The 26,637-nt window shown below is 63.1% G+C and carries 22 protein-coding genes and 2 pseudogenes; 8 read left to right on the top strand and 16 right to left on the bottom strand.

Features of this window, described 5'->3' with window-relative positions; all coding sequences use genetic code 11:
• Positions 1-93: 93 nt before the first annotated feature.
• Positions 94-819 carry a fimbrial biogenesis chaperone gene (locus ACNR9W_RS16990; protein ID WP_419269542.1) on the bottom strand — a complete coding sequence of 242 codons (726 nt, stop codon included), beginning with the start codon at positions 817-819 and terminating at the stop codon, positions 94-96.
• A gap of 5 nt (positions 820-824) precedes the next feature.
• Positions 825-1,313 carry a Csu type fimbrial protein gene (locus ACNR9W_RS16985; protein WP_419269543.1) on the bottom strand — a complete coding sequence of 163 codons (489 nt, stop codon included), beginning with the start codon at positions 1,311-1,313 and terminating at the stop codon, positions 825-827.
• A gap of 466 nt (positions 1,314-1,779) precedes the next feature.
• Here ACNR9W_RS16985 and ACNR9W_RS16980 point away from each other — a divergent pair, with 466 nt between their 5' ends.
• From ACNR9W_RS16980 to ACNR9W_RS16970, 3 genes are all read left to right on the top strand, one after another.
• Positions 1,780-2,904, top strand: coding sequence for a mechanosensitive ion channel family protein (locus ACNR9W_RS16980; RefSeq protein WP_419269544.1), 1,125 nt, complete (start codon positions 1,780-1,782; stop codon positions 2,902-2,904).
• A gap of 426 nt (positions 2,905-3,330) precedes the next feature.
• Positions 3,331-3,984, top strand: coding sequence for a response regulator transcription factor (locus ACNR9W_RS16975; RefSeq protein WP_419269545.1), 654 nt, complete (start codon positions 3,331-3,333; stop codon positions 3,982-3,984).
• On the top strand, positions 3,981-5,183 hold the full coding sequence (locus ACNR9W_RS16970; protein ID WP_419269546.1) for a histidine kinase dimerization/phospho-acceptor domain-containing protein: 1,203 nt from the start codon (positions 3,981-3,983) through the stop codon (positions 5,181-5,183). Before ACNR9W_RS16975 ends, ACNR9W_RS16970 begins: the two co-directional genes overlap by 4 nt.
• Before the next feature lie 6 nt (positions 5,184-5,189).
• Here the strand turns inward: ACNR9W_RS16970 and ACNR9W_RS16965 are convergent, their stop codons facing one another.
• From ACNR9W_RS16965 to ACNR9W_RS16945, 5 genes are read right to left on the bottom strand one after another with little or no spacing between them, the layout of a single operon-like run.
• Positions 5,190-5,816: a methyltransferase family protein gene (locus ACNR9W_RS16965; RefSeq protein WP_419269547.1), complete on the bottom strand. Its 627-nt coding sequence runs from the start codon at positions 5,814-5,816 to the stop codon at positions 5,190-5,192.
• Positions 5,817-5,826: 10 nt separating this feature from the next.
• Positions 5,827-6,381: a fused DSP-PTPase phosphatase/NAD kinase-like protein gene (locus ACNR9W_RS16960; RefSeq protein ID WP_419269548.1), complete on the bottom strand. Its 555-nt coding sequence runs from the start codon at positions 6,379-6,381 to the stop codon at positions 5,827-5,829.
• A complete protein-coding gene (locus ACNR9W_RS16955) occupies positions 6,378-6,650 on the bottom strand; it encodes a cytochrome b/b6 domain-containing protein (RefSeq protein ID WP_458478826.1) in 273 nt (90 codons plus the stop codon). Before ACNR9W_RS16955 ends, ACNR9W_RS16960 begins: the two co-directional genes overlap by 4 nt.
• Entirely contained in the window at positions 6,602-6,886 is a 285-nt protein-coding gene (locus ACNR9W_RS16950) for a hypothetical protein (protein ID WP_419269601.1), read from the bottom strand. Before ACNR9W_RS16950 ends, ACNR9W_RS16955 begins: the two co-directional genes overlap by 49 nt.
• Positions 6,879-7,136, bottom strand: coding sequence for a PepSY domain-containing protein (locus tag ACNR9W_RS16945; RefSeq protein ID WP_419269549.1), 258 nt, complete (start codon positions 7,134-7,136; stop codon positions 6,879-6,881). Before ACNR9W_RS16945 ends, ACNR9W_RS16950 begins: the two co-directional genes overlap by 8 nt.
• Before the next feature lie 290 nt (positions 7,137-7,426).
• On the opposite strand from ACNR9W_RS16945, the gene ACNR9W_RS16940 reads away from it, so the two are divergent.
• Positions 7,427-8,293, top strand: coding sequence for a hypothetical protein (locus tag ACNR9W_RS16940; RefSeq protein ID WP_419269550.1), 867 nt, complete (start codon positions 7,427-7,429; stop codon positions 8,291-8,293).
• Between the two features lie 642 nt (positions 8,294-8,935).
• Here ACNR9W_RS16940 and ACNR9W_RS16935 read toward each other — a convergent pair.
• The gene (locus ACNR9W_RS16935; RefSeq protein ID WP_419269551.1) at positions 8,936-9,388 is read right to left on the bottom strand and encodes a GNAT family N-acetyltransferase; all 453 of its coding nucleotides are present in this window, start codon (positions 9,386-9,388) and stop codon (positions 8,936-8,938) included.
• Positions 9,389-9,761: 373 nt separating this feature from the next.
• On the opposite strand from ACNR9W_RS16935, the gene ACNR9W_RS16930 reads away from it, so the two are divergent.
• Together ACNR9W_RS16930 and ACNR9W_RS16925 are read left to right on the top strand one after the other, a co-directional pair.
• Positions 9,762-10,697 (top strand): CAP domain-containing protein, encoded by a 936-nt coding sequence (locus ACNR9W_RS16930; protein WP_419269552.1) that lies wholly within the window; start codon positions 9,762-9,764, stop codon positions 10,695-10,697.
• Positions 10,698-10,817: 120 nt separating this feature from the next.
• Positions 10,818-11,976: pseudogene (locus ACNR9W_RS16925) on the top strand (IS3 family transposase).
• Positions 11,977-12,074: 98 nt separating this feature from the next.
• Here the strand turns inward: ACNR9W_RS16925 and ACNR9W_RS16920 are convergent.
• The 5 genes and pseudogenes from ACNR9W_RS16920 to ACNR9W_RS16900 all read right to left on the bottom strand — a co-directional run bounded on the left by ACNR9W_RS16920 (position 12,075) and on the right by ACNR9W_RS16900 (position 16,824).
• Complete coding sequence (locus ACNR9W_RS16920) at positions 12,075-14,246, bottom strand: calcium-binding protein (protein WP_419269553.1); 2,172 nt, start codon at positions 14,244-14,246, stop codon at positions 12,075-12,077.
• A gap of 572 nt (positions 14,247-14,818) precedes the next feature.
• A pseudogene (locus ACNR9W_RS16915) lies at positions 14,819-15,229 on the bottom strand (IS5/IS1182 family transposase); the annotation flags it as partial.
• 103 nt (positions 15,230-15,332) lie between these two features.
• Positions 15,333-15,938 (bottom strand): LysE family translocator, encoded by a 606-nt coding sequence (locus ACNR9W_RS16910; protein ID WP_419269554.1) that lies wholly within the window; start codon positions 15,936-15,938, stop codon positions 15,333-15,335.
• A 44-nt stretch (positions 15,939-15,982) separates the two neighbouring features.
• Entirely contained in the window at positions 15,983-16,183 is a 201-nt protein-coding gene (locus ACNR9W_RS16905) for a hypothetical protein (protein WP_419269555.1), read from the bottom strand.
• Between the two features lie 44 nt (positions 16,184-16,227).
• Positions 16,228-16,824 (bottom strand): hypothetical protein, encoded by a 597-nt coding sequence (locus ACNR9W_RS16900; RefSeq protein WP_458478772.1) that lies wholly within the window; start codon positions 16,822-16,824, stop codon positions 16,228-16,230.
• Positions 16,825-17,988: 1,164 nt separating this feature from the next.
• On the opposite strand from ACNR9W_RS16900, the gene ACNR9W_RS16895 reads away from it, so the two are divergent.
• A complete protein-coding gene (locus tag ACNR9W_RS16895) occupies positions 17,989-19,041 on the top strand; it encodes an MBL fold metallo-hydrolase (RefSeq protein WP_419269557.1) in 1,053 nt (350 codons plus the stop codon).
• A gap of 364 nt (positions 19,042-19,405) precedes the next feature.
• Positions 19,406-20,854 (top strand): Rieske 2Fe-2S domain-containing protein, encoded by a 1,449-nt coding sequence (locus tag ACNR9W_RS16890; RefSeq protein WP_419269558.1) that lies wholly within the window; start codon positions 19,406-19,408, stop codon positions 20,852-20,854.
• A 439-nt stretch (positions 20,855-21,293) separates the two neighbouring features.
• Here the strand turns inward: ACNR9W_RS16890 and ACNR9W_RS16885 are convergent, their stop codons facing one another.
• From ACNR9W_RS16885 to ACNR9W_RS16875, 3 genes are all read right to left on the bottom strand, one after another.
• Positions 21,294-22,223, bottom strand: a complete 930-nt coding sequence (locus tag ACNR9W_RS16885) for a CAP domain-containing protein (protein WP_458478770.1) — start codon at positions 22,221-22,223, stop codon at positions 21,294-21,296.
• Positions 22,224-22,648: 425 nt separating this feature from the next.
• Positions 22,649-23,032: a response regulator gene (locus ACNR9W_RS16880; RefSeq protein WP_419269560.1), complete on the bottom strand. Its 384-nt coding sequence runs from the start codon at positions 23,030-23,032 to the stop codon at positions 22,649-22,651.
• Positions 23,032-26,517 (bottom strand): chemotaxis protein CheB, encoded by a 3,486-nt coding sequence (locus ACNR9W_RS16875; protein ID WP_419269561.1) that lies wholly within the window; start codon positions 26,515-26,517, stop codon positions 23,032-23,034. Before ACNR9W_RS16875 ends, ACNR9W_RS16880 begins: the two co-directional genes overlap by 1 nt.
• Positions 26,518-26,637 lie beyond the last annotated feature (120 nt).

Genomic DNA, 26,637 nt, shown 5'->3' with positions numbered 1-26,637 from the left:
TCACCGTTCACGAACACCTCCAGATAAAGGTCCTCGCCCCGGCCATAGCTTGGCATCAGCAGCAACGCCAGGATCAGCGCGCGGAACGCCGCGCTATTGCGATGCCACGCCGGTATCAAGGGGGCCAACATTGGTGATCGCCCTCAACCGGGCCGTGCCGCCGAGGCGGCCGGCCGACGCGATCGGCCACTGCATGCTTGCGCCCCCAAGGACATAGCCGAGCAGTCCCTGATGCGAGACCTTTGCGCCACTGGCGCCCTGCAGCTGCAGGTCGGCCAAGCGCAATCTGCTGTCGCCTCGATTCACGGCGACAAGCCAGGTGGCATTGTTCGACTGGCGCAAGGTCCACAAGACATCGGGCACGCGGACGTCGGCGGCAGCAAAGAACACCGGGATGCGCAGTTCGGTGACAAAGGCGACCGCACCGGCGCTGCGACGGGACTGATCCGGAATCTCGTTGATGACGATCCGATAGGCTTCCTCTCCGCGTACGGGCGCACCGGCGGTTCGGATCACCCGAACCGTCTGCATGGCGCCCGGCGGCAGCTGCACGGCCGGGGGACTGACCACCACGTCGGATGTCCGCTCAAGCCTCTCTGCACTGTCCTGCTGCGTCCACCGGAAGACGCGCGCCTGTACCGTCAGCGGAGCCTTGCTCTCGTTCTTGAGCGTCAGGGTGGTGGCGGATCCCGGAGATGGCACCTCCAGCACGACCGGCGTGACGCGCAATCCTTCCGCAGCCACAAGGGTCGGAAGGGTCAGTGCGATCAGGATCGCAAGAAGGCGGTCGCGAAAAGCTCGAACCATGATGATGGACAATCTGCTCAATAGGTAATGGTGACGGTGATGGTGTCCGTATAGGTCGCGGACCTCGGGGTGGTCTGCGCCGGCACCTGACCGTAGACCGTGAAAGACTGAGCCGCGCCCGTAGCGGTTGCCGCTACGGTGTCTACGCCGATCGTGTTGCCCCAGTTGGCTGTCCGGGCGCTGTCCCGGAAGAGGCGGTAGTCGATGGTGTCGCTGCCGGAGGTCATCTTGCGGACGGTGGTCGTGGCTCCGGCGCCCAGGCCGCTGCCGAGACCGATCGAATAGGGGGTCGTATTGGTGCAGGCGACCTGCAAGGTGCCGGTGGTGTTCGTGGCGCTCGTCAAGACACCTGTCATGCCAAAATCAAGCGTCTCGGTCGAAGTGATCTGACACTCTGCCGATATGGTGATGCGCACATCGAAGCTGCCTGTGCGGACTGTCTGCGCCTGCAGAGACAGGGGCACGAAACAGGCAACTGCGGCTATAAAGTATTGGCGACGACGCATTAATCTACCCTGATCAACTATTTTCTCGCGGCGCAGCTGTCTGACCTCACTCGACAATCTGTCCGAAGATCATAAGCTGCGTACAATTGAGCCTTTTGCGGGCTAATATAATTTTGGATATTACCGACAGACGACTGCTCGTGGTTCCGTAACGTCACCTTCGCAATAAAAAGGTAAGCCCTGCATTATCTCTTCAGTATAGGGGGCGGGTAAATGTGTATATCCAAAGGTCATGTCGCTATCCGGACAGTTTAGACAAATGGCGCCAGTTGCCTCCAGTCGTTATTTGGAAGCACATTTGTATCTCGGGGCTCTGGCCTGAGCTTCGCATCTTTCCGCCGGTTCCACTGGCTCACTTGCGCAAAGCCAAGACGTCACTGCCCGCTGCATTGATCCATGCGATGTGCGACACAGCCCGTGGCGCTTCTGAGCGGGTGTCTGTTGCGGCTTGCTGAGAACTTAGTTGATGTTCCGGGCTGATCCAAATTCGGTTGGATTGAGTTCAGTGAAGGCAGGGCGGTTCCTCAAGGCTCCCGAGGTTGTCGACGATGGCTCTGTTTGGTGCCAGCAGCGACGCCTCGCGGTTCTGATGCCCGGCCTGGAAACAGCAGTACCTGAAGGTGGACCGGTTATGGATGAAGACGTCGATGTGAGTGCGGACGTGGGGGTGATCATCGAGAAGGTGGAGGGCTGGGTCAACGGCTTCATCGGTCTCATGCCAAACCTGGTCGCTGCCGCACTTCTGCTTCTGCTCTTCTACGTCCTGGCGCGCCTGGCGGGATATACCGTGACCCGCACGCTGATCTACCGCGGAAGGCCGGCCCTGGCGAATGTCGGTGCCGCGCTGCTGCGCTGGTCGATCATGATCCTGGCGTTTCTGCTGGCTGCCACCATCGTTCTGCCGTCGCTGCGTCCCGGCGACCTGTTGTCCGGCCTGGGGATCGGCTCTGTCGCGATCGGATTTGCGTTCAAGGACATCCTTCAGAACCTGCTGTCCGGGGTGCTGATCCTTCTGCGGCAGCCCTTCCGTGTGGGGGATCAAATCGTCGCCAACGGGTTCGAGGGCACCGTCGAGGACATCGAAACCCGCGCAACCTACATCAAGACCTATGACGGCCGGCGGGTGGTCATCCCCAACTCCCAGATCTACACCGGGACCTTCACCGTCAACACGGCTTTCGACAGGCGCCGTTCGCAGTATGACATCGGCATCGGCTGCAGCGACGATTGGGAACAGGCGATGCAGATCATGATCGACTCCGCCAGGAATTGCGAGGGGGTTCTTGCCGATCCCGCACCCGAAGCCATCCCCGTCGGCATCGACGCCTATCAGAACACCATCCGGCTGCGCTGGTGGACCAGGCCCGACCGAGCGAGCGTCATCCACACCCAGGGGCGCGTCATCCTGGCCGCCAGCAAGGCCCTGACTGCTGCAGGCATCGACATGCCCTACCCGACGGAGGTGCATCTGTGGCACGACCAGACCGAGCACGCCGACGGCCATCGCGGCAGGCAGCGCGAGGGCTGGCCTGTGGGACCCGGCGGGGACCCTGGTCCGCGCTGGCAGCCTGAGGAGGGTCCGCGCGATTGACGGCGCCAGGGAAAATGTCCGCCTTGTCCTCCTCGGCGCCATGTCGGAAGGCGGTTTGCTGCACCTGCTGAAATGGCGGTCAAGGCCCGCGCTGGATGCCCGGCGGGAGCACTGCGACGAGTTCCAGCATCAGGTCTACAGCAAGCCGCGCTACAGCCGGTCTGGGTGCGTCTGAGTCATCCGAGATGATGGAGCGACGCCTGGCCAGTGGGGAGGGCTGGTCTCGAAAAACAGCAGTAGCGTGGCATCATCGGGCAGGTGCGTGCGTGCATGGCGTTTCTGCCATTTCGTCCACGCTTCCGTGACCCAGCTGAACCTCGATGCAGGCTTGCAGTCGTCTCGCGCTTGAGGACAGCCGGCTCCTGATTTCCGTTGAACTGAAACCCGCCTCCCGCCATGTTCGGGCGCGACCGGAGGGGTAATGGAATGCGTGTCCTGTTGATCGAGGACGAAGCCGATATCGCCGATGCGCTGGCGCTGTTCTTGCGCGCGCAGGGCCACGCGGTGGATCGCGCACCCGATCTGGAGACGGCGCGAGCGGCGCTGGACGTTGCGGCCTTTGATGCGATCCTGCTGGATCTGGCGCTGCCCGACGGGTCGGGGCTGACGCTGCTTGGCGAAGAGCGGCGGAAGGGCAACCGGGCGCCGGTGATCATCGCGACGGCGCGGGACCAGATCACGGAACGGATCGCCGGGCTGGATGCAGGGGCCGACGACTATGTCGTGAAACCCTACGATCTGGCTGAAATCGAGGCCCGGCTGCGCGCCCATGGCCGCCGCGCCACGGGCGATCCGGCAACGGAAAGCCATGTGGGGGCGCTGCGGGTGGACCGGGCAGGGGCACGGCTGTTTCGGGACAATGCCGAAATTCGCCTGACGTCGCGTGAATGGGCGCTGCTGGATGCGCTGTTGTCGGCGCGGGGCCGCGTCCTGTCCAAGCAGGTGCTGCAGGATCGCCTTTATGCCTTTGACGATGCGATCGAGGGCAACGCGGTCGAAGTCTATGTCTCTCGCTTGCGGGGCAAGCTGGGTGCGGATGCGATCCAGACCCGGCGGGGTCTGGGATATCTGATCCCGTGACACGTCCCTGGTCCCTGCGCGGGCGGCTGGTGCGGCGGGTGGTGGTGGGGGCAAGCCTTGCCTGGCTGGCAGGTGTCGGGCTGGCCGCCCTGGTCATTGCGCATGAGATGTCCGAACTGATGGATACGAGCCTGCGAGGTTCGGCCCGGATGTCACTGGCCCTCTATCAAAGCGCAGGTGAGATGGGCCAGGTTCGCGCCGGGAATGACGTGGCCATCCGCATACTGGACGCAGGGCAGGTCGTGGCAGAGGCCCCGTGGCCGCCATTGACGCAGAATGGCGGTCAGGATGTGGACGGGTGGCGGGTGTTCCGCCTGTCGAACGGTCCGGTCGCGGTCGAGGTCGGCCAAAGCGATGAATGGCGACGCGACGAATTGGTCGAAACTCTGGCCTGGCTGGTGGCGCTGATGCTGCCTGTCCTGCTGACGGCCCTGATCGCGGTCCGGGGCACGGTCGCAACCGTCTTGCGTCCGGCGACAGGCTTTGCGGCAGCGCTGCGCGGCCGTGATGCACGCGATCTGTCGCCGGTCGCGACGGACGATCTGCCGGACGAGCTGGTCCCGATCCCGCAGGCGCTGAATTTCTATTTGGCCAGCATCCGCACCCATGTCGGCGCCGAGCGCCAATTTGTCACCAACGCCGCGCATGAATTGCGCACGCCCATCGCCGCCGCCTCGGCACAGGCGCAGCTGATGGCGGCGGGATTGGCGGACCCGGACGCGCCCGCGCGCATGGCCGGGGCGCTGACCCGCTTGAGCCGGCTGGTCGAGCGTCTTTTGCAGATGTCGCGGGCCGAGGCCGGGATGATCGGGACGGGCCCCTGTGACCTGGTGCAAATCGCCCGGATGGTCATCGCGGAACACGGGTCCGAGGCTGTGTTCGACGATGGTGAAAAGGCGCGGCTGCCGGTGGCGGTCGATCCCGATGCGTTGGCGATGATCCTGCGCAATCTTCTGCGCAATGCCTGCGATCACGGCACCGGCGATGTCCGGGTCACCTTGGCGGCAGGGCCTGTCCTGCGGGTCTCGAACGCGGTTGGGCCAGACGCAGTATTTCGGCATGCAATGTTCGACAAGTCCGCTTCGTCACAAGGGGCGGGGCTGGGGCTGGCCATTGTTGCGCAACTGGCCGCCGCCCAGGGCATCACGGTCAATCATGCCATCGCCGCAGGCCGCGCCACCGTGACGATGCATTTCTGAGCCTGCCTACCACAGGGCCAGCATGTGCAGATGTCCGCTGCGATGAGCCAGATCGATGGCCTCGGCCAGCGGCAGGGCCGACAGAAACACCAGTGCATCCCGCCCATTGCGCCACAGCAGGCGAGGCTGGATTGTCACATGCTCTGCCGTGCGAAAGCCTGACAGGTCCGGGCGGATCATCGGCACGGTGGCGCGATATGCGTCATGTGACGCACCGAAACGGGCACGCAGGAACTGTTCCTCGTGCCGCGCGATGGTGGCCAGAACCAACCACCCCGCGACCCCGAACAGCGCGGCCAGCTCCAGGCTTTCCAAAGCCAGCCCGAACCCCACGATGCCAATGATCGAGAACAAGTACAGCGGATGGCGGCAGACGGAATAGGGTCCGTCCCGCATCAGCTGCCCGTTCTTGTGGCCGCCGATATACAGGGTCGCCCAAAACCGGCCTAGGATCGCGACAAAAATCAGCATCGTGCCCGTCACATGCAGAGCCGCCGCGGGCACGGCAGACCAGAGCGGATTGCCCAGCAAGACCAGGGGCAGTCCCGTCAGGAACAACCCGCGAAGAACGTTGATGCGCCGGCGCTGGTTGGCGGGACGGACGGCTTGGGTCGGAAAACAGGTGGCGGTCATCGAGTTGTCCTCAGGTATCGTAGCCGAAGGAGGACTTCATGGCCTCCCAGCTCTGGTTCATGGGCCAGGCTGCGCTGAGGGGCAGCGAGACATGGCCATAGCGGAAAGAGATCTGCGCCTCGGCCGGTGTTTCACCAAGACCCTGGCTTGCCAGATAGAGGGCGGCTGCCAGGCCGGTGCGATCGGCGCCCGCCTTGCAATGGATCAGCAGGGGCTTGGGCAGCGCGTTCAGCAACGCGATCAGCTCTGCGGCGCGTTCGGGGGTCAGCACCTCGTTGTCGCGCATGGCAAAGTCGGCGTGCTGCAGGTTCAGGCGGGCGGCGGTGTCACGTTCAGTCCGGTACCAATCGGCCCTCGACTTGCCACGTAGGTTCAGCACGCTGCGAAAGCCGTATTCCGCCGTCCATTCGGACAGTTGCTTGTCCGAGGGCTGGGCAGAGCGATAGACTTGCCCCGACAGAACCGCATGCAGATTGCCGGTCTGTTGCAGCCAGGCCGCCCATCCGGCCGCAGCGAGGCCGGCGACGACCAAGACAGCCGAAATAAGCCTCAGAAGCCGCCTCACCGGTGGTCCTTGTCCGTCAGAGGGCGCTTGGTTCCGGTCAGCATGGACATGACGAGGTTCTCATGGTGGCGAAGGCTTTCGAGCAACACGCCCGCGACATGCAGCGCGGCCAGGACGAGGATCAGCTTGGCCAGCAGGTCATGGACCTCCTGCATCGCGGATGATCCCCAGAAAGCGTCGGTGGTCTGCAACCAGCCGGTCAGCACCGTGGCCGCGACCGTCAGCAGCAGCGCCGTGACCATCGCACCGCCCGCCGGATTGTGGCCCAGATAGCGGCATTCCCGGCCCGCCCACAGATCGCGCAGATAGGCCAGAACCGGGCATGGCGGGGCCCGATCAGACCCCAGATCACCCGCGGGGCGATAAGCCCGGCGATGACATAGCCCAAGCCTTCGTGCAGGACCTTGGGGCCATCTGCGGTCAGCCAGACACACGCGATCAGCGCGACCAGGGACCAGTGGAACAGCCGCACAAAGCCGTCCCATACCCGAACCTTGTCAGTCATCGGAACCTACGGCCTCGAAGGTGGCAGGGTCAAAGAACACCTCGACGCGCTTGCCGTCCTTGTCATGGCCATAGACCTCGTAGCAGCCGTCCTCGGTCTTGACGTTGCTGATCGTCCATCCATTGGCGGTCAGGCCTGCGGTCAGTTCCTCAACCGGGCGCCAATCGGCCTGCGGCACAACGCAACGGTCCGAGGCAAAGGCAGGACAGGACGATCCGGCCAGCATCAGGACAAGAAGGGGCGTGCGCATGGAAATCTCCCTGAAGGCATTTCATGCGGTAAGCCTTGCGGCCCGAACCTTGCAGCAACCTTACGGCCGCCGGGGGCGGGCAAGATTGGCGATTGCGCGAGGCAAGCCGCACGGCAGCGCAGCATGCGGCGTGGCCCCGGGCAGTTGCCAAGGAGAGCAGCGCCAGGATTTCGATGCTGGATGCATGGGCAGTTACCACGGGTTCTGCCGCGCCCCATGAAGCCCGAATTGCCACTGAAGGATCGTTCTGCAAGAATTTCCCAAACCGCGACTCAACCGGAGGAAAGATCATGTCGGACCTGACCAAGACGCTGCTTGCGTCGGCAGCCTTTTCTGCCGCGCTCTCGACCAGCGTGTTCGCGGACGTCAGGATGTCTGGCGTCCTGACCGACGCTGAGGACGGGAACAGGTTCTTCACCCGGCTTGGTGGTGAAGCCAATGACAGTCTGACGATTTCGGGGCTGGAGGAGGGTGCCGACTATGTCTTGGTGACGACCCTGCTCGATGCCGGATCGGGAGAGAAGGTCAAGGTGGTCGAGACGCCTTTGACGGCCGAAGGCGCGGAGGCGCAATTGGTCGTCACCCTTCCCGTTCCGCGGAACGAGGGCGACCTGAACATCGATTACGTCACCCACCACCTTCTGCGCCGGGCCGGGGAGGATGAGGTTCTTGCCGAGATGACCGGCGACGCGGCGGATCCCGAGCGTTCGATTCAAGTCCACTCGATCCAGCGCATCCATGTTCTGTCGGTCAAGGACGCGTCGGATGGCGACAACCGGATCGACGGTGACGGTGGAAAGATCGAGGCGACGCTGCGCTACGAGAATATGGTCGAGGGATACGATTACACGGTCTGGGGCCAGCTGCTCACCCCGAGTGGCCAGAGCCGCGGAATCTTTGCCGCGATACCTGGCTTCGCTCCGGATGCCAAGGCAGGCGAACTGACGCTGACCTTCGATATCCCTCCCGGCCTGGACGGCCTCAGCGTGACGCCGAGCGTCGGCATCTTCCACCAGAACCGGGTCGAGATCCGGCAGGACGGAAACATCACGTGGCTGGAGGGCGCACCGACGCCGGTGATGATCGCGTCCCACGTAGACCTGAGTGACGAGAGCCTGGCAGTCGAAGTGGGCGTCCCCTTCGGGCAAACCGATTAAGGTTGCTGCGTCAGCCTTCGGCTCATCATCCGAGACGGCAACCTTCCTGGATTACTTTGGTCTACAGTGGCGTCTGAGACCGGGATGCCTTCGTCTGCCTTGGAGAAAGCGGGGACCAAGATCGGCGGCTCCGGGCGTTTCTGGAGGCAGAAGGTGGCGCGCCGGGTCAGCTGCCGTCGATCAGGTGAAAGTGCTCGCATAGTGCCGTGGCAGAGGCGCCAGGACTGAGCAGGTCTGCTTCTACTGCCATTTCCGACCAGACCGGGCACTGGACCTGAAAACGGCCGCGGACCTGCTCAGACTGGCGGCTCAGCCTGAGCAGGCCGTCCCGGCACATCCGACAGGAGGCCGTCTCACATTTTGAAAGGCCCGGCCTCTGGAACGTCGGTCGTGCTCCACCCGCCTCCGATCCGGCAGGGCCAGCGCCTGAGGTGAACGCCCTACCGTTGCTACTGGCGATCATGGCCGGCGGCCCGGGGCGCGCGGCCGTCAGCTTGCGTGCGCCGCAGAGCCTAAATTCGATACGATACGATGGCTGCCACATGATTGACCTGCAGCAAGTAGACAATCTCGTGGCTCGGCAGACAAAGAGGCGCCTCCTTGAACCGACAGTCAGGCGGGATGCGGCGGACGGAAGCACGACTAATGGTCTCGGTCATGGCGCGCCCACTCCATCCTAAGATCAGGCACCCTTTCCTCGTTGTAGCGCCCGTCGGTTGCCTCGCGCTCACAGAACCCGTGGGTGGTGTAGAAATGCCGTGCCCGGGCATTCTTCTGGAACACCCAAAGCTGAAGGTAACTCAAGTCTGACCTTACTGCTTCCAGCAGCCTAGTGCCGAAACCAAGGCGCCAGCAGTCCGGGGCAACATAAAGATGATTCAGCCATCCTTGATGAAATGAAACAAAGCCGGCAGCATGTCCGCCTTCCCAAGCAATCAGCACCGTCTCCACCGGCAGGACCCTGGTTTCGAAATATCGAAGATCCTCTTCTGGAGAGTGCAGTTCCGGAAGCCAAGGCATCGCTTTCTGCCGGCAGACGCGATGCAGCTCTGCCAATGTCTTTGCGTCAGTGGGGGATGCTGCAGTAATGATCATCTGGTGTCGACCACTTGTTGTGAAGGGGGCGGCAAAGAGCCGATGATATCTTCCTGACATGATAAAGCCGAAACGAGGGCCACCCTTTGTGGGCCCTTTGCCAATTTCTCCCGTTATACGGCACATCGTGAGAAACCGAGACGTGGTTTCAATGCAGAGGACGGAAATCCGAAGACCTCCGAATATACTGACAAGTTCTTCTTAGCCGTGCGACTCCCCCGCGCTGGCGCAAGACTCCTGCCCGTGGAGCGCAGGGACCTGCCGCTGGCTCGAATGCGCCCGACGAAGGTGTCATGTCGACATCAGATGGACTATCCCGTCATGAACCGGTTCCTGCGAACCCTGAACCCAATGCCGAGGAAGAAACGAACGCATGGCCACAGAGATCGCCAACGCGCTGGAGCTGCATGTCGCGGATCTGGTCAATACAGCACGTGCCGAGGCGGACCTTGCGCCTGTGCATGTGGAGCTGCACCTCAACCACGCTGCGCAGACGCATTCCGACTGGATGTCGGAGGCGGGGGCGCTGTCCCATCTGGGAGCCGGAGGCAGCAGCCCGGCAGATCGCGCCGGAGACGCCGAGTTTCCGCTCGACGGTGCCAGCTGGCACCTGACGGAGAATGTGGCCTACAAAGGGATCAGCGGCGAGCCTGAACGCGATGACGTGGAGGAGATGCATGCGGCGCTGATGCAAAGCAGTTCGCATCGGGCCAACATCCTGGACCCTGATGTCGATTACCTTGGCGTCGGGCTTTCGACCGGCCAGATGCAGGTCGGCAATGGGATGCAGGACGTGGTCTACATGACGCAGAACTTTGGTTCGACCTCGCAGCCGGTTCTGGTTCAGGAGGAGGTGGACGGGCAGACGGTCGCAACCACCTATGTGGATGGCGAAGCTGTCGACGGCTCATCACGTCCCGTCAAACAGGAGGATGAAGACGAGGATCAGGACATGGGCCCAGAGCCTGTCCAGGACGAGGACAGTTCGCAGCAAGACGGCTCGGGCGGGACGTGCTTTGTCGCTACGGCAGCCTATGGGGACCGCATGCAACCCGACGTGGTGATGCTGCGCCGGCTGCGCGATGAAGTCTTGGCGCATTACAGGGCGGGACGAGCGTTCATCCGCCTCTACTGGATCGTCGGGCCCCGGATCGCCCGGCTGGTCCATGCCGAGCGCACCATGGGTCGGGTTGCGCGCCTGCTGCTCATGCCCTGTGTCGCGGGCGCAGCATGGCTGGTCCAGAGACGAGGCGGGAGGGTTCCAGTCACCCTGCTCCGCACGGACCGCACGGCTACGACTCGTTCCTGACTGCGGCACTTGCAGGCGCCTCGCCGTTCGGGCCTCGGAGTAGGTCGCATCCATTGACCTGCCCCCCGGAACGTCCTCAGTTTAATGTAGGGTTTGCTTCACAACGAAGGAGCAGACGACATGAGGAAAAGCCGCTTCACCGAGGCGCAGATCATTGGAATGATCAAGGAACAGGAGGCCGGCATGGCGACGGCGGAGGTCTGTCGCTGTCATGGCCTCAGCCCGGCGACGTTCTACAAGCTGAAGGCCAAGTATGGGGCATGGATGTGTCCGATGCCCAGAGGCTGAAGGCACTGGAGAATGAGAACGGCAAGCTGAAGCGTCTGCTGGCGGATGCGATGCTCGACAATGTCGTGCTGAAGGATCTTCTGGGAAAGCCCTGACGACACCGAAGGTGCGGCGGGAGGCAGTGCTGAGGCCGATGCGGGATCATGACATCTCGCAACGCCGGGCCTGCGTTCTGGTCGGTGTCGATCCAAAGACGGTGCGGCGCGAGCGGCCGCCCGACAACCCGGAGATCCGCAATGCCATGCAGGAGATCGCGGCGCTGCGCCGCCGGTTCGGCTATCGGCGGATCGGACTTCTGCTGGAGCGCAGGGGCATGCTGATGAACCCGAAGAAGCTGTATCGGCTCTACCGCGAGGAAGGGCTGTCGGTCCGGCGCAGGCGAGGCCGCAAACGGGCCCGAGGCACACGCACGCCAATGCCCTTTGCCCTGATACCGAACCAGCGCTGGTCGCTGGACTTCGTGGCGGATACGTTCGGGGCGTCGCGGAAGTTCCGCATCCTGGCGGTGATCGACGATTGCTGCCGCGAGAACCTGTGTCTGGTCGCCGACACCAGCATCTCGGGCGCCAGGGTGGCCCGCGAACTGGATGCGCTGGTCAGGATCTATGGCAAGCCAGAATGCATCACCAGCGACAATGGGACGGAGTTCACCAGCCGAGCCATCCTGAAGTGGGCCGAGCAGAACGACGTCGCCTGGCACTACATCGATCCCGGCAAACTGCAGCAGAACGCCTTCATTTAGTCCTTCAACGGCAGCCTGCGCGATGAACTGTTGAGTGAGGAGATCTTCGACACTTTGGACGATGCTCGCCGCAAGATCGCCCTCTGGCGCTATGACTACAATGCCGTCAGGCCGCACTCCTCGCTCGGAAATCTGACGCCGCTCAAAGCGCGCCGGGCGCTTGCGCTATTCGACGGCGCCGCGCCCGGCGCGCTTGCCCCGGAAACATCCGCCGACTACCAATCTCAAACTGGCAAACTCTCGTTATGAACGAGGGACCAACGGGGGGCACGTCACCATCACTATGCATATTCCGGCCTTGGACCGCCGAACAGGGGCCTGCTGCTTCGAGCAGCAGGCCCATAGGGTCACACGAAGAGCAAGTCGTTGCCGAGCGCGCTGATCGTCGTGTTGCGGATGGTCAGGATATCGCCGTCTCCGAAATCGAAGACAACATTGGCTCCGCTTGGCGCGGCATAGGTACTGGCCTGCGCAAAGGTCTCAACTCCGAAATCGAGAATCCGGATCGTGTCGATATTGTCCTGAAAGTCCAGGACGACATCCCGATCATATCCGTGTCTGAAGACAAAGGTATCGCTGTCTGCGCCACCTTTCAGCCGATCAGCTCCGGTCCCGCCGTCCAGCGTATCGTTCCCAGTACTCCCGATGAGGGTATCATTCCCAGCATTGCCTTCCAGCAGGTCCGACCCTCGCCGACCCTGGATGTTGTCCGCCCCGGCTCCACCTCGGATCTGGTTGGACCGAGCATTGCCCAGCAGGACGTCATTGCCTGCCCCACCCTGAATGTTCTCGATGTTCCGGATCACATCGAAGCCATGGCCAGTGTCCTGCGGATCGGTCATGGCCAGATCGACCCTTACCGCCCGGCTCGCGCCCCTGAACGAGACCCAGTCCATTCCGGTCCCGCCATCCAGCGTGTCGTTCCCTAGGCCCCCGATCAGGGTGTCATTCCCGGCATTGCCCTCCAGCAGGTCCGACCCTCGCCGACCCTGGATGTTGTCCGCCCCGGTTCCACCTCGGAGCAGGTTGGCCTGCCCGCTGCCCAGCAGGATGTCGTCACCTGTCCCACCCTGAATGTTCTCGATGCTCCGGATCACATCGAAACCATGGCCAGTGGCCTGCGGATCGGTCACGGACAGATCGACCCTTGCCGCCCGACTCGCGCCCCTGAACGAAACCCAGTCTATCCCGGCCCCGCCGTCCAGCGTGTCGTTCCCAAGGCCCCCGATCAGGGTGTCATTTCCGGCATTGCCCTCCAGCAGGTCCGAACCCTGCCGACCCTGGATGTTGTCCGCCCCGGTTCCGCCTCTGATCAGATTGTCCTGAGCGCTGCCCAGCAGGGTGTCATCGCCTGTCCCACCATGAATGTTCTCGATCTCCCGGATCACGTCGTAACCCTGGCCGGTGTCCTGGGGATCAGTCACGGACAGATCGACCCTTGCCGCCAAGCTCGCGCCCCTGAACGAGACCCAATCGATTCCGCTCCCGCCATCCACGATGTCATTTCCAGAACCGCCGACGAGGGTGTCGTTCCCGGCACTGCCGAAAAGCTGATCATTGCCCGCCTCACCATGCATCCGGTCATGACCTTCGCCACCCTCCAACAGATCGTCGTCCAGGTTGCCATAAAGGGTATCGTCACCAGTACCGCCCAGCAGTGTATCATTGCCTGCCAGACCGTTGAGCAGGTCATCGCCCTCGTCGCCGGCCAGGAGATTGGCGCCGATCGAGCCCGTCAGGGTGTCGTTGAAGCGGCTGCCCGTCAGGTTCTCGATGTTGATCAAGGTGTCGTTGCCTTGGGAGTCGCTGACCCATTGGGCGCCGGTCATGGACAGGTCGACCCGGACGCCGTCCTGCGATCTAAGATAATCGGCCGTGTCCGTGCCGTGACCCCCATCAAGGATGTCATCACCGGCTCCGCCCATCAGGGTGTCATCGCCTTGGCTGGATGACACCAGGTCACCTGCATCCCTCATTGTGTCGATGTCAGAATTCCATCTTAGATCGCCAAGAAGGCCACCCTCAGGAAGCTTCGAGAAATCGACAACCATGACAGTATAAAGGTCACCTGCAGGTAAAGATCCTGTCAGATTCACGATCCCCGAATAAGTCACGGTCAAGTCACCGATAGTTTCCTCATATTCGGGAGCCAGCTTGAAGGGATAGCCAATCAATGAGGTGGGCGTAGAGTTTCCGGCCGGATAATCATCCCCATCCAGAGTCGTATCGAATACAGAGTTGGCCGGCTGCAAATTGATCTGGAGCGAAGCCAGAGCTTTGGTCGTGGAAAGCTCGTGCCAGTCAGAGCCAAAAGACATGGCGATATCCGTTCCGCTTGCTGCGCCAAAGGTATATGTGTCCAATGCACGCCACGTCAGGATTTCAGTGGTGCCGTCAGAATATGATGCCGTAATTTTCGCGCCATCTAGGTCGACCCCACGCGAGGTCGTATCGTGGCGGATACCATTCACCGTTTCATGGGGATTTTCGTCGAGCCTGACAATATCGATCAAGGGCATTTAAAAAACTACCTTCTGCTATTTACGTTTGGCACTAATGATCTCTAAATTTTAAATCCGAGGCACGTTCGCGTCACAGATTTTCGCCGAGCTTGGCTATAGGTCTTGTTCATATTGTCGCCATAGTGACCTATGCTGCTGTCCTGCGCGTGTCAAAATAAGCTTTTGAGTGTCCCGCCTTTAGGTGAAAAGCCGAGGTTATGGCGGTTTATATCAGTTGGCTTATTTTATATGTATCATATAATATATCTCGAACCGCCTCGATAGCACAACTGCCGTTGGTGGATGTTTTCGCAAAAAGGCTGTTCGGGTTGACCTCGCAGCGTTTTCCTGGAGATGGCACGGCCCCCGCGCAACCTGCTTGAGCGGAAGCTTTCTCCAAAAAACTGACGAAGTGGGCCGCGAGATAGCTCATCACGGTTGTAACCTTTGCATACACATATTCTGCCTAAAGTATGGTAATTTATTTGTGCAAGGTAATTCTCTTTCTCAGGAAAATACCTAGCCAAAAAGACAGTCTGAGGACGGGCATTGTGAGGGATGTCAGGTGCCGAAGTTCTGACCTCACGGCATCAGATGACAGCTGCGGCGAGGGCGGTCGCCGACAAGAACACCTTGGAACATCCGTTGTATCGGGTTGCGATACGTCTTCCAGTCCTTGAGCCTGCCAAACATGATCTCGAGGCGATTGCGGGGTCTGCAGCGGCACTTGCCGTAAGTCACAGTGGCCTTGCGCTGCTTTCGGCAAAAGGCTGCGGCGCCTCTCCTTTATCTTCCAATGGGCCTCCGAACCAGTTGGCGTCATGGCCTCGGTCTCCAAGCGGCCAGTCGACATCAGGCAAGCTGCTCGAGCAACGCGTTCGGGCCGATGTCGCTACCTGACCGGTGCTCACGAACAATCTGATCGGCCGGCTGTAGCCGTCGCAGAGCGCGTGCAGCGTGGTGTTCATGCCATCTTTGGTGCGCCCGATCAGGCGACCACGCTTGAGATGGCCGGGCCTGCTTCGGGACCGGGCATGAACAGCTTCAGACAGAAAAACATCGACCTAGCATCCGGCTTGCGGTCGTCGCATCCAGCTTTGGCAGCTATCCCGCGACCAGCCAGAGGGTGGTGCAACCCAGCAGCACGGCCATGACGCGCTGAAAGCGCCGCGTGAAGTCCGCCCGGACCAGCAGGCGCTGCATCCGGCAGGCAAGCATGACATAGGCGCCGAACACGGCACCGGGCGCGACCACCGTGACCAAGGCGATTATCAGCATGGGTGGCCATCCGTCCTGCTGTTGGACGCTCCCTGCGGAGAAGAGCGTGACGAAGAACAGCAAGCTGAGCGGGCTGGCCAGTCCCGCAGCCACGCCGGCGGCCAGTTCCGCGGCCCATGAAGATGCTCCCCGAGGTACGGCCAAAGCCAACCGTCCATCAGCATGCCGCCAGAGCCGCAGGACCATGACGCCGAGGTAGCCGGCAACGGCAGCCTTCGCGATCAGGATGACTACGAGGGGATTGCCGAGCCAGAGGAAAAGCCCGCTCATTACGGCAACCAGAGTCGCAAGTTTGCCAAGGATCACGCCACCCGCGAACAGGGCCGCGGCGCGCTGCTGGCCGGCAAGCGCGCGTGCCAGCAGGATCGCGACGATCGGACCCGGCGCGGCGGCGACGAGAGCAAGGGCGGTGGCGTAGGACAGGATCTCCACAGTATCCTCCGGACATTCTTTCGGCTGCAGCCGGCGTGGCAGGCCTAGAGGCGCACCTCCCGCCGGGGCGCGACATCGCAGCGCCACCGCTGGATCTGCCATTCGCCATGGGACTCGTGCCACCGGGCGACCTCGGTCTGGCCTGACATCATGCAGGTCAGGAGCGAGACATCGTCGGCGCTGTAGAGGTTTGAGAATTCGCGGCAGTGCCCGTTGAGGCAGGCGATGATGATGAGTTCCAGCATTGGACCGTCTCCGGACAGGGATGAACAACACCGCGGCCGCTTCGTCAGCGGGCGCGAAACAGCATCAGATCAGCGCGCAGCCACAGCGCGTAGCAGACGAGCAGGGTCAGTTGTTGGACGAGGATCGCGGGCGCCGCTTCCGCAGCCGCAAGAGCCGCCGCAATGGCAAGAAGGGCGGGCAGGCGGCTCAGCACGACCGCGGCGCGAAACGGATCGAACTTTGGCATACCCTTCAGGCCCAGGAACCAGCTGGCATCGGGCCGCGATGCGCTGCCCAGCTTTCCGCCGACAAGAAGGGCGGAAGACGCCAGCCCAAGCGCCGTGTTGCCGATCAGGACCAAGGACGCAGACAAAGCGAGCGCCGCCACCGCGGAAAGAGCGTCCCCAAGGCGGAGGAGGTTCGGGCTCGGGTGCGTCGGCTCGCGCCACGCCCTGTAATAGGCCTCGCCGCTCATGAAGAAGATCAGCATAGCAAGGGTTATGGCGGAGGCTGACGGGCTTCCGACCAGATACTCCTTAAGCGACATCAACATTGATCCGCCCGCTCCGGAAGCTGCGCCACCGGCGACGATGGCCTGCAGTGCCGCGACGGAGAAGGCGATGATGTTGCCTAGGTTGTAGTAGCCGCCCGGGCCTTTCATGCGGCTTTGCAGCCCTGCAATCACGGATCGGGATCGCGGCCGAAGGACAACCATAGCGCCGGCGTCTGCTTTTTCACGAGTCATGTCGCGTCTCCCGATAGTGCACGTACCGCCAGCGGCGATAGGGCGGTGCCTTCTGCGATGACGGTGTTCCAGTGCATCGCTGCACCCTCGGTCGGGCACCCTGCACGACCGCGACTCAGACTGTGCCATCCCCGCATGAGCGCGGCGTGAGCGGCCCGTGAATGTCTGCGGCCTGGTTGCGTCACAGCCGCCGGACCGGCAGGACGCGGCGAGCGGCACGTGACGCGACGCGCAAGGAAATGCGGGATCAGCGCCTAGCTCCTGACCACGCGTCGTACAGGCTTGGCGGCCAACCGCGTTTTGGCCCAGTTGCTGTGACGGGGCCTGCGCCGGTTCAACTAATCCGGCTGACGTCTCTGGGGCCCTGGCAACCGAGCCGATGATCCAGGAGATAAAGCGTTGGGCAGCATCGCTCCTGCAAACTCCCATCCTGCCGAGCAGGCAGTTGTGTTCTTCGCAATGAAGATCCCCTGATGAACGACGCTTTCATCGGTGCAGAGAAGCCCAGCCTTCCAATCATCCTGATGTGCACTGCGTTGCAGGTCTGCCAGCGCTGCTTTTTTAGGCTGACACATCCCCTGATGCGCTGTCGACCGTCGGACGCGGGAACAGCCATCAGACCTCAGCGGTCAGGACGCTCTTCTAGACGAGGCCGAAGTTGCCATGGCCGGCTGCGAGCCATTCCCTTCGGCGGTCCAAAACGCGGTTTTACCCGGTTGGACGGCATCCTCCCCTCGGGTTCCCAAGCCCAAATGCCTTCCAGCCAAAGCCCGTGAAGCAGGCTGATGGCTCGTCACGATAAACGGACAGCGCCAGCTTCCCTGTCCGACGCTCGTTCGGAACAATAGCGGCGACCGCTGGTTGCAGCACCTGCATCGCGCCGAAGAAGCCGACGGCTCTGCAGGATCAGGGCTGTGTCAGAGGCGATCTCTGCCATGTGGTGATCATCGGTGCCGGTAATGAAGGAGGACTGCAATGCTACCCCCCAGACTGCATGCCGCGCTGGATGCTGTTTCGGCTGCCGCACTATTGCTGAACGCCACAGCTGCAAGGCGCTCTCCTATTCGAGGTCCTCTGGGCATGATCGGCATGGCCGTGGCAGGCTACTCCCTCGCTACACGCTACAGCGGTTCCCTGGGCGCAGGGCGTCCCATCCCGATGCACGCGCATCGCCTGCTGGATGCTGCCCAGGGGGCCGCATGTCTGGCATTGGCGCGGAGCGCGGAGAGCCCTGTGGAGCGCAACGTTCTTCGCAGCTACGGCGCTTTTTCTCTGGCCGTGGCAGCCATGTCCTCGCCTCCGGGCCCTCCTGGAGTCGGGGTACCTAAAGAGGGCGTTCATTCCTCCAGGCGCCTTGGCGCAGAGGTTGCCTATCTTCGCTGCGGTATCGTCAACGTCGCCTTCATTGGTGCCGAGGGCGCCGGTGACAGAGAGTGGTTCCTGGTTGATGCCGGCCTTGCAGGATCCGCAGCTGCCATTCGCGATGCGGCGCGCAAGCGCTTTGGTCGGGCGCGACCTGCTGCCATACTTCTGACACATGGGCATTTCGACCATGTCGGCGCGTTGCAGCTTCTGGCCAGGGAATGGGACGCGCCGATATACGCCCATCCTGCTGAACATCCCTACCTGACCGGACAGCAGAGTTATGCGCCCGCAGCTCCCGAAGTGGGCGGAGGGGCGATGGCGGAACTCTCATGGCTGTTCCCCCGCGGGCCGATCGATGTCTCGGCCCATCTTCGCGAGCTGCCCGCGGATGGTCGCATTCCGGGGCTTGAGGCATGGCAGTGGATCCACACGCCCGGACATACGCCGGGCCATGTCTCGTTCTGGAATGAAGGTAGCCGAACTCTTGTCGCGGGCGATGCCATCGTCACGACCCAACAGGAGTCCATGCTGGGCGCGCTGTTCCCGCAAGGGCGCCTGCAGGGGCCGCCTGCCTATTTCACCCCCGACTGGCAGGCAGCGCATCATTCGGTGCAGCGCTTGGCCGATCTGAGGCCGCAGATCGTCGTCTCAGGCCATGGTCCGGCGCTGCAAGGACCGGAGGTACGCACCTGCTTGCACGAACTTGCTTCTGACTTTCCATCCAGAGGAATGCCTGCCTGCAGCCGATACCTGAATGACCGCACCTGACCCATCGGGCGGCCTGCAACTTCTACCCGATCTTGGAGGCAGCAGCTGCGGCGCAGGCGGTTTCCGCATTCGGCAGGCGTTTCGGGCAGCGTCGAAGACTCGCATCGGAGCGCCTTACTGTCAGCACATGTGGAGTACCGGACCCGCCCGATCGCGGCCGGCAGCCTTTGATCGCAGAAGGAAGCCGCTCTGATGGCCCATGCATCATCCTCAGCCCTGCAGTCGATGGCGCCGCTGATCGCTCAGCACGCGCAGCCACTGCTGGAGGCGGACCGAGACAGCTTCCCAAGCCGGGCGGCCGGCCCTTCGGCATGACACGACACCCGACAGATGGAGAACCCTCATGACGTCTTTGCCAGAGCGTATGGCTGCATCACTGGAAGCCGCCGAGCAACTCGACGCGCCCGCCTATGCTGTGGCCGACGTGGTTTCCACGGCCCTCGAACTGACGGGCACGGCCTCGCAGCCGATCCAGAACGTCCTGCATGGCACCTGGCTGGGCCATCCTCTTCATCCGGCGCTTGCGACCTTCCCGATCGGCACCTGGACCATGGCGTTTGCGCTCGACGGCTCGGAAGCGCTCGGGCTTGCGCCACGCCGGCAGGTGGGCGAAGCTGCGGACCTGGCCCTGAAAGCGGGCGTGGTGGGGGCCGTGGCAGCCGCTGCCGCCGGGATGGCGGACTGGCGTCAGGTTCATGGTCGCGACCGGCGGACCGGGTTCGGCCACGCCGCGCTCAACTCGGTTGCCCTTGGTCTGAACATCGGCTCAATCGCGCTGCGCCATCGCGGCCGCCGCGGCCTTGGCCAGATCGCCAGCGGCGCGGGCTGGTTGGCCGTTATGGCAGGGGCCTATCTGGGCGGGCATCTCGTCTACCGCCGGCGCGTCGGCGTGGACCAGGCGGATCGCTCTCCCGAGCCGCGGGGCTTTCAACCGGTTCTCCCCGTCGCCGAGTTGAGAGAGGATCGCCCATACCGCGTCGAGCTGTGGGACGAGGCGGCCCGGGCAATGGTCGGTGTGGTGCTGGTGCGTCATCAGGGACGCGTCCATGCCATGGGATCGCGATGCTCGCACATGGGGGGGCCGCTTGATGAAGGCTGGGTCCAGAACGGGGGGCTTGTATGCCCTTGGCACGGCTCGCGCTACTGCCTCGCCAGCGGCCAGGTGCTCGATGGGCCCTCGACTGCGCCTCAACCCCGTTATGATGTCCGGATCAGGAACCACCATGTCGAGATCCGGCATGTGCCAGAGCCCGGCGACGAGGCGCTGACGCCCCAAGACATCGCGGCGGGGCATGCCGAGGCCGAGGCAGGGGCAGAAGCGCGGCCCGGGTCGCGCAAGGCCGATGAGGTCCTGTTCGAGCATCACCAGCTGCTCCGCCGGTTGTTCGAAACCGTGGAGGCGATGGACGCACATGACCCCGAACGGCGGGACATGATGCGGCTTCTGGCAGGCGAGCTGGAGATCCACGAGCATGTGGAGGACGTGATCTTCTATCCCGCCGTGCGGCCCGTCAGCGAGGATGTTCCCGTTGCTCATGCGGAACACCAGCAGCTTGCAGACATGCTGGCACTGGCGCTGCGTCTCGGGCCCTCCTCGCCGGAGTTCGAACAGCAGCTCCGCGCGCTCCACAAGGCCGTCGATCACCATGCCTCGTCCGAGGAAAGATCGATGTTCAAGGAGGCTCAACGGCTCGGCGAGGCGCGGCTGCGCGAACTGGGCGGGCAGATCGAGCAGATGCTTGAGCACGAGCGCGAGTCACGGGCCCGCAGCGCCTTCCGCGCCCTGAAGATCCGTCTTTTGGAGAAGGGTTGAGCTCGCTCGACTCGGTCAAGGAGCGACCCCGACCGACCCTGCCGTATGTAGCCGGAGTGGCTGGCCAAGAAAACTGGACCGCAGCGCGGCTGACCGGCAGCAGTGGGATAAGCATCTGCCCGTCTGGATGATTGAGCCGAAGCATGGGTCGTTGGTTGGCCTCCCGACGATAACAAAGTGCCGCCGCCAACCGGTGAGGCCAGCAGGGAAGGTTTTTGACCGGCCGGCAGCATCGCGGGCCTGTTTCTCCAGATGCAGTCGATGGCAACGCTGTTTGCTGCAACTGGCTTCATCGACTGACGTCGCCTTTTGTGAAAACTTGCATGGCTTCCTGTGTGTCCCCGGGGCGCAACTCCAAGACACCGATCGCGACGTCGATGCAGAAAAACGCATGGCCTATTCGCCTTCGGTCTGCCAATGCGCGTCGGCCCTGATGGTCCTACCGGCCGCCGAATACGGCGACCGCTGACAACCGCCCGTCGCCCGCAGCCTCGGCCGCGAAGCCGACATGCGATGCGTTCATGCCGCCAAGGACCTGATCCCCGCCGGCGTCTTCCCAGTCAGAGATGATCCCGGCAAGATCCTGCCGTCCGACCGAGGCGCCGGACCCTCCGACGGTCGCGGACTGAAGGGCCAGACTGGTCCAGCCGGTCGCGCCCTCCGGAAGAAGATCGAAGACGTTCTGCGGTAACGCCTCAGGATCCTGCGCCAGACGCTCCAGAACACGGGCTGCAACCTCATTCAGATCCTTACTCTGCTCAAGCGGCGCAAGATCCTTGGCGCTTCGGGCTTCGTTGATCTGCTGAACCGCCGCATCGGCCGCCTCCTCAGGGCCCAAGCCGGATCCCGTGCCCCCCTCGTCTTCACCGGGGCCGGAAAATGTCTGGACAGCATAGACGGTGCTGCCTTTGCCGGCGATCCCGAACCCGAAACTGTCGAATCCTTGGGACATGATATTGTCGCGGTGTTCCGGGCTCTGCATCCAGCCGTCATGGAAGGCTTCGACACGGGGCAGATCCGGCGGTGTGGAACATCCCGTGCAGGTCGCGATGTTCTCACCGTTGACCGCCCAATTGTTGCCTCCCGCTGAGAGAAAGCGGTCGAAGGGTGTCTGCCCTTCGGGGGTGACATGGTCGTAATAGTCACGCTCCAACATGTCGGCGGCATGGGTCTGAGCGGCTTCATCAAGAACATCGCTGCGCGTCAGGGTCTCCAGACCGGCCTCTCCTCGGGAGGCATTGGTCAATTCCAGTGCGGCATCGCGCATCTTGTCCAGATTGGCGGGCTCCTGCGCAAATGCGGGCAGGACCGGCAACGAGGCCATCAAGCTAATGAGGATGATGGGCGTCAGCCCTGCGTCGCGTGGCATATGGGTCTCTCCCGTTTCGGGTTCATGTCGAATGCTTGCTGCCAAGACCAATCACTCACATCACGTGAGGTTGCATGATTTGTCAGATTTTGGAGGTCGGCATTTCAGGGGTTCTGCTGACGGAGGGAGGGGAAAGACTGGAAATATCCGTCACAGCAGCCCGGCCGGGTCAGGTGAGTGACTGCACGACGATAGTGGTTCCACCCACTCACTGACTTGGCTAAGCAATTTGGCGACGGTGATACCGGCTGAGCACGACGCGCACCGTCATATCAAGGCCGCCGGTTCCGATCCTTGCCTTGCTTGGACGGCCTGATTTTTCATGAACGCCTTTTTCGCGAATATGGCGGCAAGGAGGCCATTGGGCCAGGAGCGGTCAGCGGGAATTTCCGATGCAATGCCGCCGAGCAGATCACAGAAGAGAGCTATTTCAGCAGGCGGACAAGTGTCTGGACGAGTTCGCGCGAATCATAAGGCTTTTTGATGATCGGCGCATCGCGGAAGGCTGCGTCTTCGTCAGGGTGGCGCGAATAGCCCGTGACCGCAACGAAGGGGATGTTCCGTTCCTGCAGGGCGGCCGCGACCGGGGCGGACGAGACCCCGTTGAGGTTCATGTCGAGCGTCGCGGCATCCGGCCGCTCCGTCTCGAGCAGGCCGAGCGCGCGCTCGACGCTGTTGGCGGGCCTGAGGACCTCGCAGCCCTGTTCTTCCAGAAGCAGCTCCAGATCCATCGCCAGCAGCATCTCGTCCTCGACGATCAGCAGCCGGCGTCCCGACAGCACTTTTTCAACCGTTTCGGCCGGCATCATCAGTCTCCCTCACCTGCGGGGAATGCAATCTCTGCGGTCAGTCCCTCGGGGGAGAAGCGCAGGTCCAAGGAGCCGCCAAGCTCATAGTCACAAGCCTGTTCGATCAGCTTGGTTCCAAAGCCCCGGCGTGCGCCATCCGGGACCGGCGGGCCGCCGCGCTCTTGCCAGGTCAGGTGGATCTGGCGCTGCGCCCCCGCCTGTGAGGCGCCCCAGCTGACCCGCAGCCTGCCGTCAGCGGTCGAAAGCGCACCGTATTTGGACGCATTGGTGGCCAGTTCGTGCAGGATCAGCGCGAGGCCCAGGCCCTGCTTTGGGGACAGTCGCATGGGCGGGCCGTCCGTGACGTGATCCGTCGTTCCATCGCGGTCATAAGCGGACAGGGTGGCCCGCACCAGGGTGGCGAGGTCGGCCGACTGCCAGTTCGTTTCCAGCAGCTGGTCATGGGCGCGCGCCAGGGCCTGGATGCGACCGATGAAGCGGTCGCGATACTGCTCGACCGTCAGCGCGGCCGATCCGGGCTGCCGTGCCAGCGCCTGGACGACCGCCAGCGTGTTCTTGACCCGGTGGCTCAACTCGTGTGTCAGCATGCGGTGCTGATCCTCGGCGCGCTTGCGATCCGAGATGTCGCGAAACAGCACGCCGACACGGAGCTCGTCCGCAGCACCGACCGGAAAGGCGAAGGTCTCGTAGTAGCGGCCCAGGGACGGCGCGGGGGCCTCGAAGCGCTCGGCCTCGCGGGTTGTCGCGATGCGCCCGTAGGTTGCAACCCAGTGATCCTCCAGATCGGGCACCAGCTCATGCGCCGTGCGGCCGACCGCGTTCTCCAGGCCGGTCTGGCGCGAGAAGGCCTCGTTGACCTCGATGAACCGGTAATCGACGGGCTCGCCCGTCTCCGACAGGATCATCTCGAAGACCGCGAAACCCTCGTCGATCGAGTTGAACAGCGTGTGGTAACGGCTCTGGCTCTCCAGCAGCTGCTGCTCGATCCTGAGGCGCGAGGTGATGTCGACAAAGGTCACGACGACCCCGTCGATCCGGTCCTCGAGCGTGCGGTAGGGCCTGAGCCGCATCATGAAGCAGCGCCCGTCCTGGCCCTGCACCTCGGTCTCCAGCGGCACAAGATCGCGCAGCACCCGGCGCGCATCGTCCTCCAGGCCGTCGTAGCGCAGCCGATGCGTGAAATCGGTGATGCTGCGCCCGGCGTCCATCTCGGTGACGTTGAACAGGTCCCCGATGGGCGGCGTGAACATCCGGATGCGCAGCTTGGTGTCCAAAAACAGCGTGCCGATCTCGTTGGCGGCCGTCAGGTTCTGAAGATCGTTATGTGCCGTCGAGATGCTTTCCAGCTTGATCTTCAGCTCGGCGTTCACCGTCTGAAGTTCCTCGTTCATCGACTGCAGCTCTTCCTTGGAGGTCTCAAGCTCCTCCGAAGTGGAACGATATTCCTCGTTGATCGACTGCAGTTCCTCGTTTGCGGCCCGCAGATCCTCGATCGCCGCCTCATGTTCTCCGCGGCTTGTGGTCAGCGCCTCGCGGGCAGACTTCAGCTCCGCATAAAGCCGCGGCACCTGGTCATCCGGGACCTGTTCCGGCGGGATGTCGTCCCCGGGCTGGTCCTGAACGGGGCCTGCATCCAGAAACAGCACCATCGCCTGCGGCCTCATGCCCTCGTCTCCCGGCACGGCGGCGATCTGCATGGCGATGCGCCGTTTGTCACCGTCCAGTTGGATCGGCGTGGGATGGGTCATGGTCGCCGTCCCGCATTGAAGGGCGCGGTCCAGTGCCACCTTCAGGTCGAGACGCAGTTCGGGTCGGGCGATGTCCGAAAGCCTTGCGGAAAATGCGCCGGCGGAATGCTGGATGAACCGCCCGGCCGCGGGCGACAGGTGGATGATCTGACCGCTGGCATCGACAAGGATGCTGGGCGGCGCGACTTTTTCCAAGGCTTCGACATGTTGTTCCAGCGGCGGGCGATGCCGGTCGCGATGGACATCGACGATCGGAGCCAGTGCGCCATGCATGTGCAGCGAACCGTCCCGCGGCAGCAGCGGCATGTGCCGCCGGGGCCGCGGCAAGGCGCGATAGACCCGCGCTTCGCGATCCACGGTGACGAAGAATTCGCTCGCATCCGCCGTTTCGGCAGAGCCCAGAAACAGCACGCCGTCAGGCTTCAACCCGTAATGGAAGAGGCTGAGAAGCTGTTCCTGCAGCGTCCGCTCCAGATAGATCAGCAGGTTCCGGCACGCGATCAGGTCGAGGCGCATGAAGGGCGGGTCCTTCAGGACGCTGTGGGACGCAAACAGCACCACATCCCGCAGCTCCTTGCGGACGCGGTAATGCGTGCCTTCGTCGATGAAGAAGCGCGCCAGACGCTCCTCGGAGACATCGGCTTCGATGCTGCGCGGATATCGTCCTTCCCGGGCCGTCGCCAGCGCGCCTTCGTCGAGGTCGGTGGCAAAGATCTGGATTGCCAGCCGCTGCTTGCGCCGCTCTGCCTCTTCAAGAAACAGGATCGCCAGGCTGTAGGCTTCCTCGCCGGTGGCGCAGCCTGCCGACCAGGCGCGAAGGCCATCCTCGCCCGCATCCTCGACAAGCGGCCCGATCATCTTCTCGGCCAGGGCCTGATAGGCGGCCTCGTCGCGAAAGAACTGCGTCACCGAGATCAGCAGGTCGCTGAACAGCTCCTGCGCCTCTTCGGGCGTGGTGCGAACCAGTTCCGCATAATCCGAGGGATCGGTCACCCGGCAGACCTGCATGCGACGCAGCACGCGGCGCATCACCGTGGCGCGCTTGTAGCTGGAAAAGTCGTGCCCGGTGCGGGCCCGCAAGAAGCCGATGATCCGCCGCAGGTCGTTCGCCGTGCCGTGTTCGTCCAGCGACCGCACCGCACCCTTGCTTCTGGCGACCTCCGTGATGTGCTCGGCCAGGCGAGAGAGGGGCGCGACGAAATTGACGATGCCCGTGGCGATGGTGTTCTGCGGCATGGCGCTGAACTCGGCCTCGCCCGGGTCCTGCGCAAAGACGACGCCGCCGCCCTCGTGGATGGCCCTGACCCCGTTCGAGCCGTCCGAGCCCGCGCCGGTCAGAACCACCGCCATCCCGTCACCCCGCGCGGCAGCGACCGATCGGAACAGAAGATCGACCGGCGCGCGCCGACCCCGTGGCGCGGTGAAGGGGCGGGCATGGACATTGTCGCCTTCAATCACCAGCTCGCCATCGGGCGGGATGACGAAGATGCAGTTCGCGCGCAGCTCGGGCGTGTCCGTCACCTGGTGCACGCTCATGTTCGTGCAGGCAGAGAGGATCTCCGCCAGGGCGCTTGGATGCTCGGGCGCAAGGTGGACGATGACGACATAAGCGAGGCCCAGGTCGTCCGGCAGCTGCCGGAACAGGCTGCGTAATGCGCCGATCCCGCCCGCCGAGGCGCCGATTGCGCAGATGGGCACCATGTTCGCCGCGCCGAGCCCGCCGATGTTTCTGTTCATGACCACGTCTCCTGCGCGATTTGCGCATTCAAACACACTTCATGGCGAGGGGACATGGCGAAGGGTATGATATATATGGCGAAGGGTATGATATATGAAGCCTTGAGCAGCGCCGGGCCT

This window comes from Paracoccus sp. T5, from assembly GCF_048538155.2.
In the GTDB taxonomy this organism is placed as follows: Bacteria; Pseudomonadota; Alphaproteobacteria; order Rhodobacterales; family Rhodobacteraceae; genus Paracoccus.
The sequence above is the reverse complement of the archived record's forward strand: the minus strand, read 5'-3'. Positions and strand labels throughout refer to the sequence as shown.

What these genes read in the sequence shown, in the direction of transcription:
- ACNR9W_RS16905 (WP_419269555.1), bottom strand. Translation starts at nt 16,183, where the DNA reads ATGCTGGAACTCATCATCATCGCCTGCCTCAACGGGCACTGCCGCGAA.
- ACNR9W_RS16985 (WP_419269543.1), bottom strand. Translation starts at nt 1,313, where the DNA reads ATGCGTCGTCGCCAATACTTTATAGCCGCAGTTGCCTGTTTCGTGCCC.
- ACNR9W_RS16945 (WP_419269549.1), bottom strand. Translation starts at nt 7,136, where the DNA reads ATGCGCACGCCCCTTCTTGTCCTGATGCTGGCCGGATCGTCCTGTCCT.
- ACNR9W_RS16930 (WP_419269552.1), top strand. Translation starts at nt 9,762, where the DNA reads ATGGCCACAGAGATCGCCAACGCGCTGGAGCTGCATGTCGCGGATCTG.
- ACNR9W_RS16875 (WP_419269561.1), bottom strand. Translation starts at nt 26,517, where the DNA reads ATGAACAGAAACATCGGCGGGCTCGGCGCGGCGAACATGGTGCCCATC.
- ACNR9W_RS16980 (WP_419269544.1), top strand. Translation starts at nt 1,780, where the DNA reads ATGTTCCGGGCTGATCCAAATTCGGTTGGATTGAGTTCAGTGAAGGCA.
- ACNR9W_RS16965 (WP_419269547.1), bottom strand. Translation starts at nt 5,816, where the DNA reads ATGACCGCCACCTGTTTTCCGACCCAAGCCGTCCGTCCCGCCAACCAG.
- ACNR9W_RS16935 (WP_419269551.1), bottom strand. Translation starts at nt 9,388, where the DNA reads ATGATCATTACTGCAGCATCCCCCACTGACGCAAAGACATTGGCAGAG.
- ACNR9W_RS16890 (WP_419269558.1), top strand. Translation starts at nt 19,406, where the DNA reads ATGGCTGCATCACTGGAAGCCGCCGAGCAACTCGACGCGCCCGCCTAT.
- ACNR9W_RS16885 (WP_458478770.1), bottom strand. Translation starts at nt 22,223, where the DNA reads ATGCCACGCGACGCAGGGCTGACGCCCATCATCCTCATTAGCTTGATG.
- ACNR9W_RS16975 (WP_419269545.1), top strand. Translation starts at nt 3,331, where the DNA reads ATGCGTGTCCTGTTGATCGAGGACGAAGCCGATATCGCCGATGCGCTG.
- ACNR9W_RS16920 (WP_419269553.1), bottom strand. Translation starts at nt 14,246, where the DNA reads ATGCCCTTGATCGATATTGTCAGGCTCGACGAAAATCCCCATGAAACG.
- ACNR9W_RS16880 (WP_419269560.1), bottom strand. Translation starts at nt 23,032, where the DNA reads ATGATGCCGGCCGAAACGGTTGAAAAAGTGCTGTCGGGACGCCGGCTG.
- ACNR9W_RS16900 (WP_458478772.1), bottom strand. Translation starts at nt 16,824, where the DNA reads ATGAAAGGCCCGGGCGGCTACTACAACCTAGGCAACATCATCGCCTTC.
- ACNR9W_RS16950 (WP_419269601.1), bottom strand. Translation starts at nt 6,886, where the DNA reads ATGACTGACAAGGTTCGGGTATGGGACGGCTTTGTGCGGCTGTTCCAC.
- ACNR9W_RS16895 (WP_419269557.1), top strand. Translation starts at nt 17,989, where the DNA reads ATGATCGGCATGGCCGTGGCAGGCTACTCCCTCGCTACACGCTACAGC.
- ACNR9W_RS16940 (WP_419269550.1), top strand. Translation starts at nt 7,427, where the DNA reads ATGTCGGACCTGACCAAGACGCTGCTTGCGTCGGCAGCCTTTTCTGCC.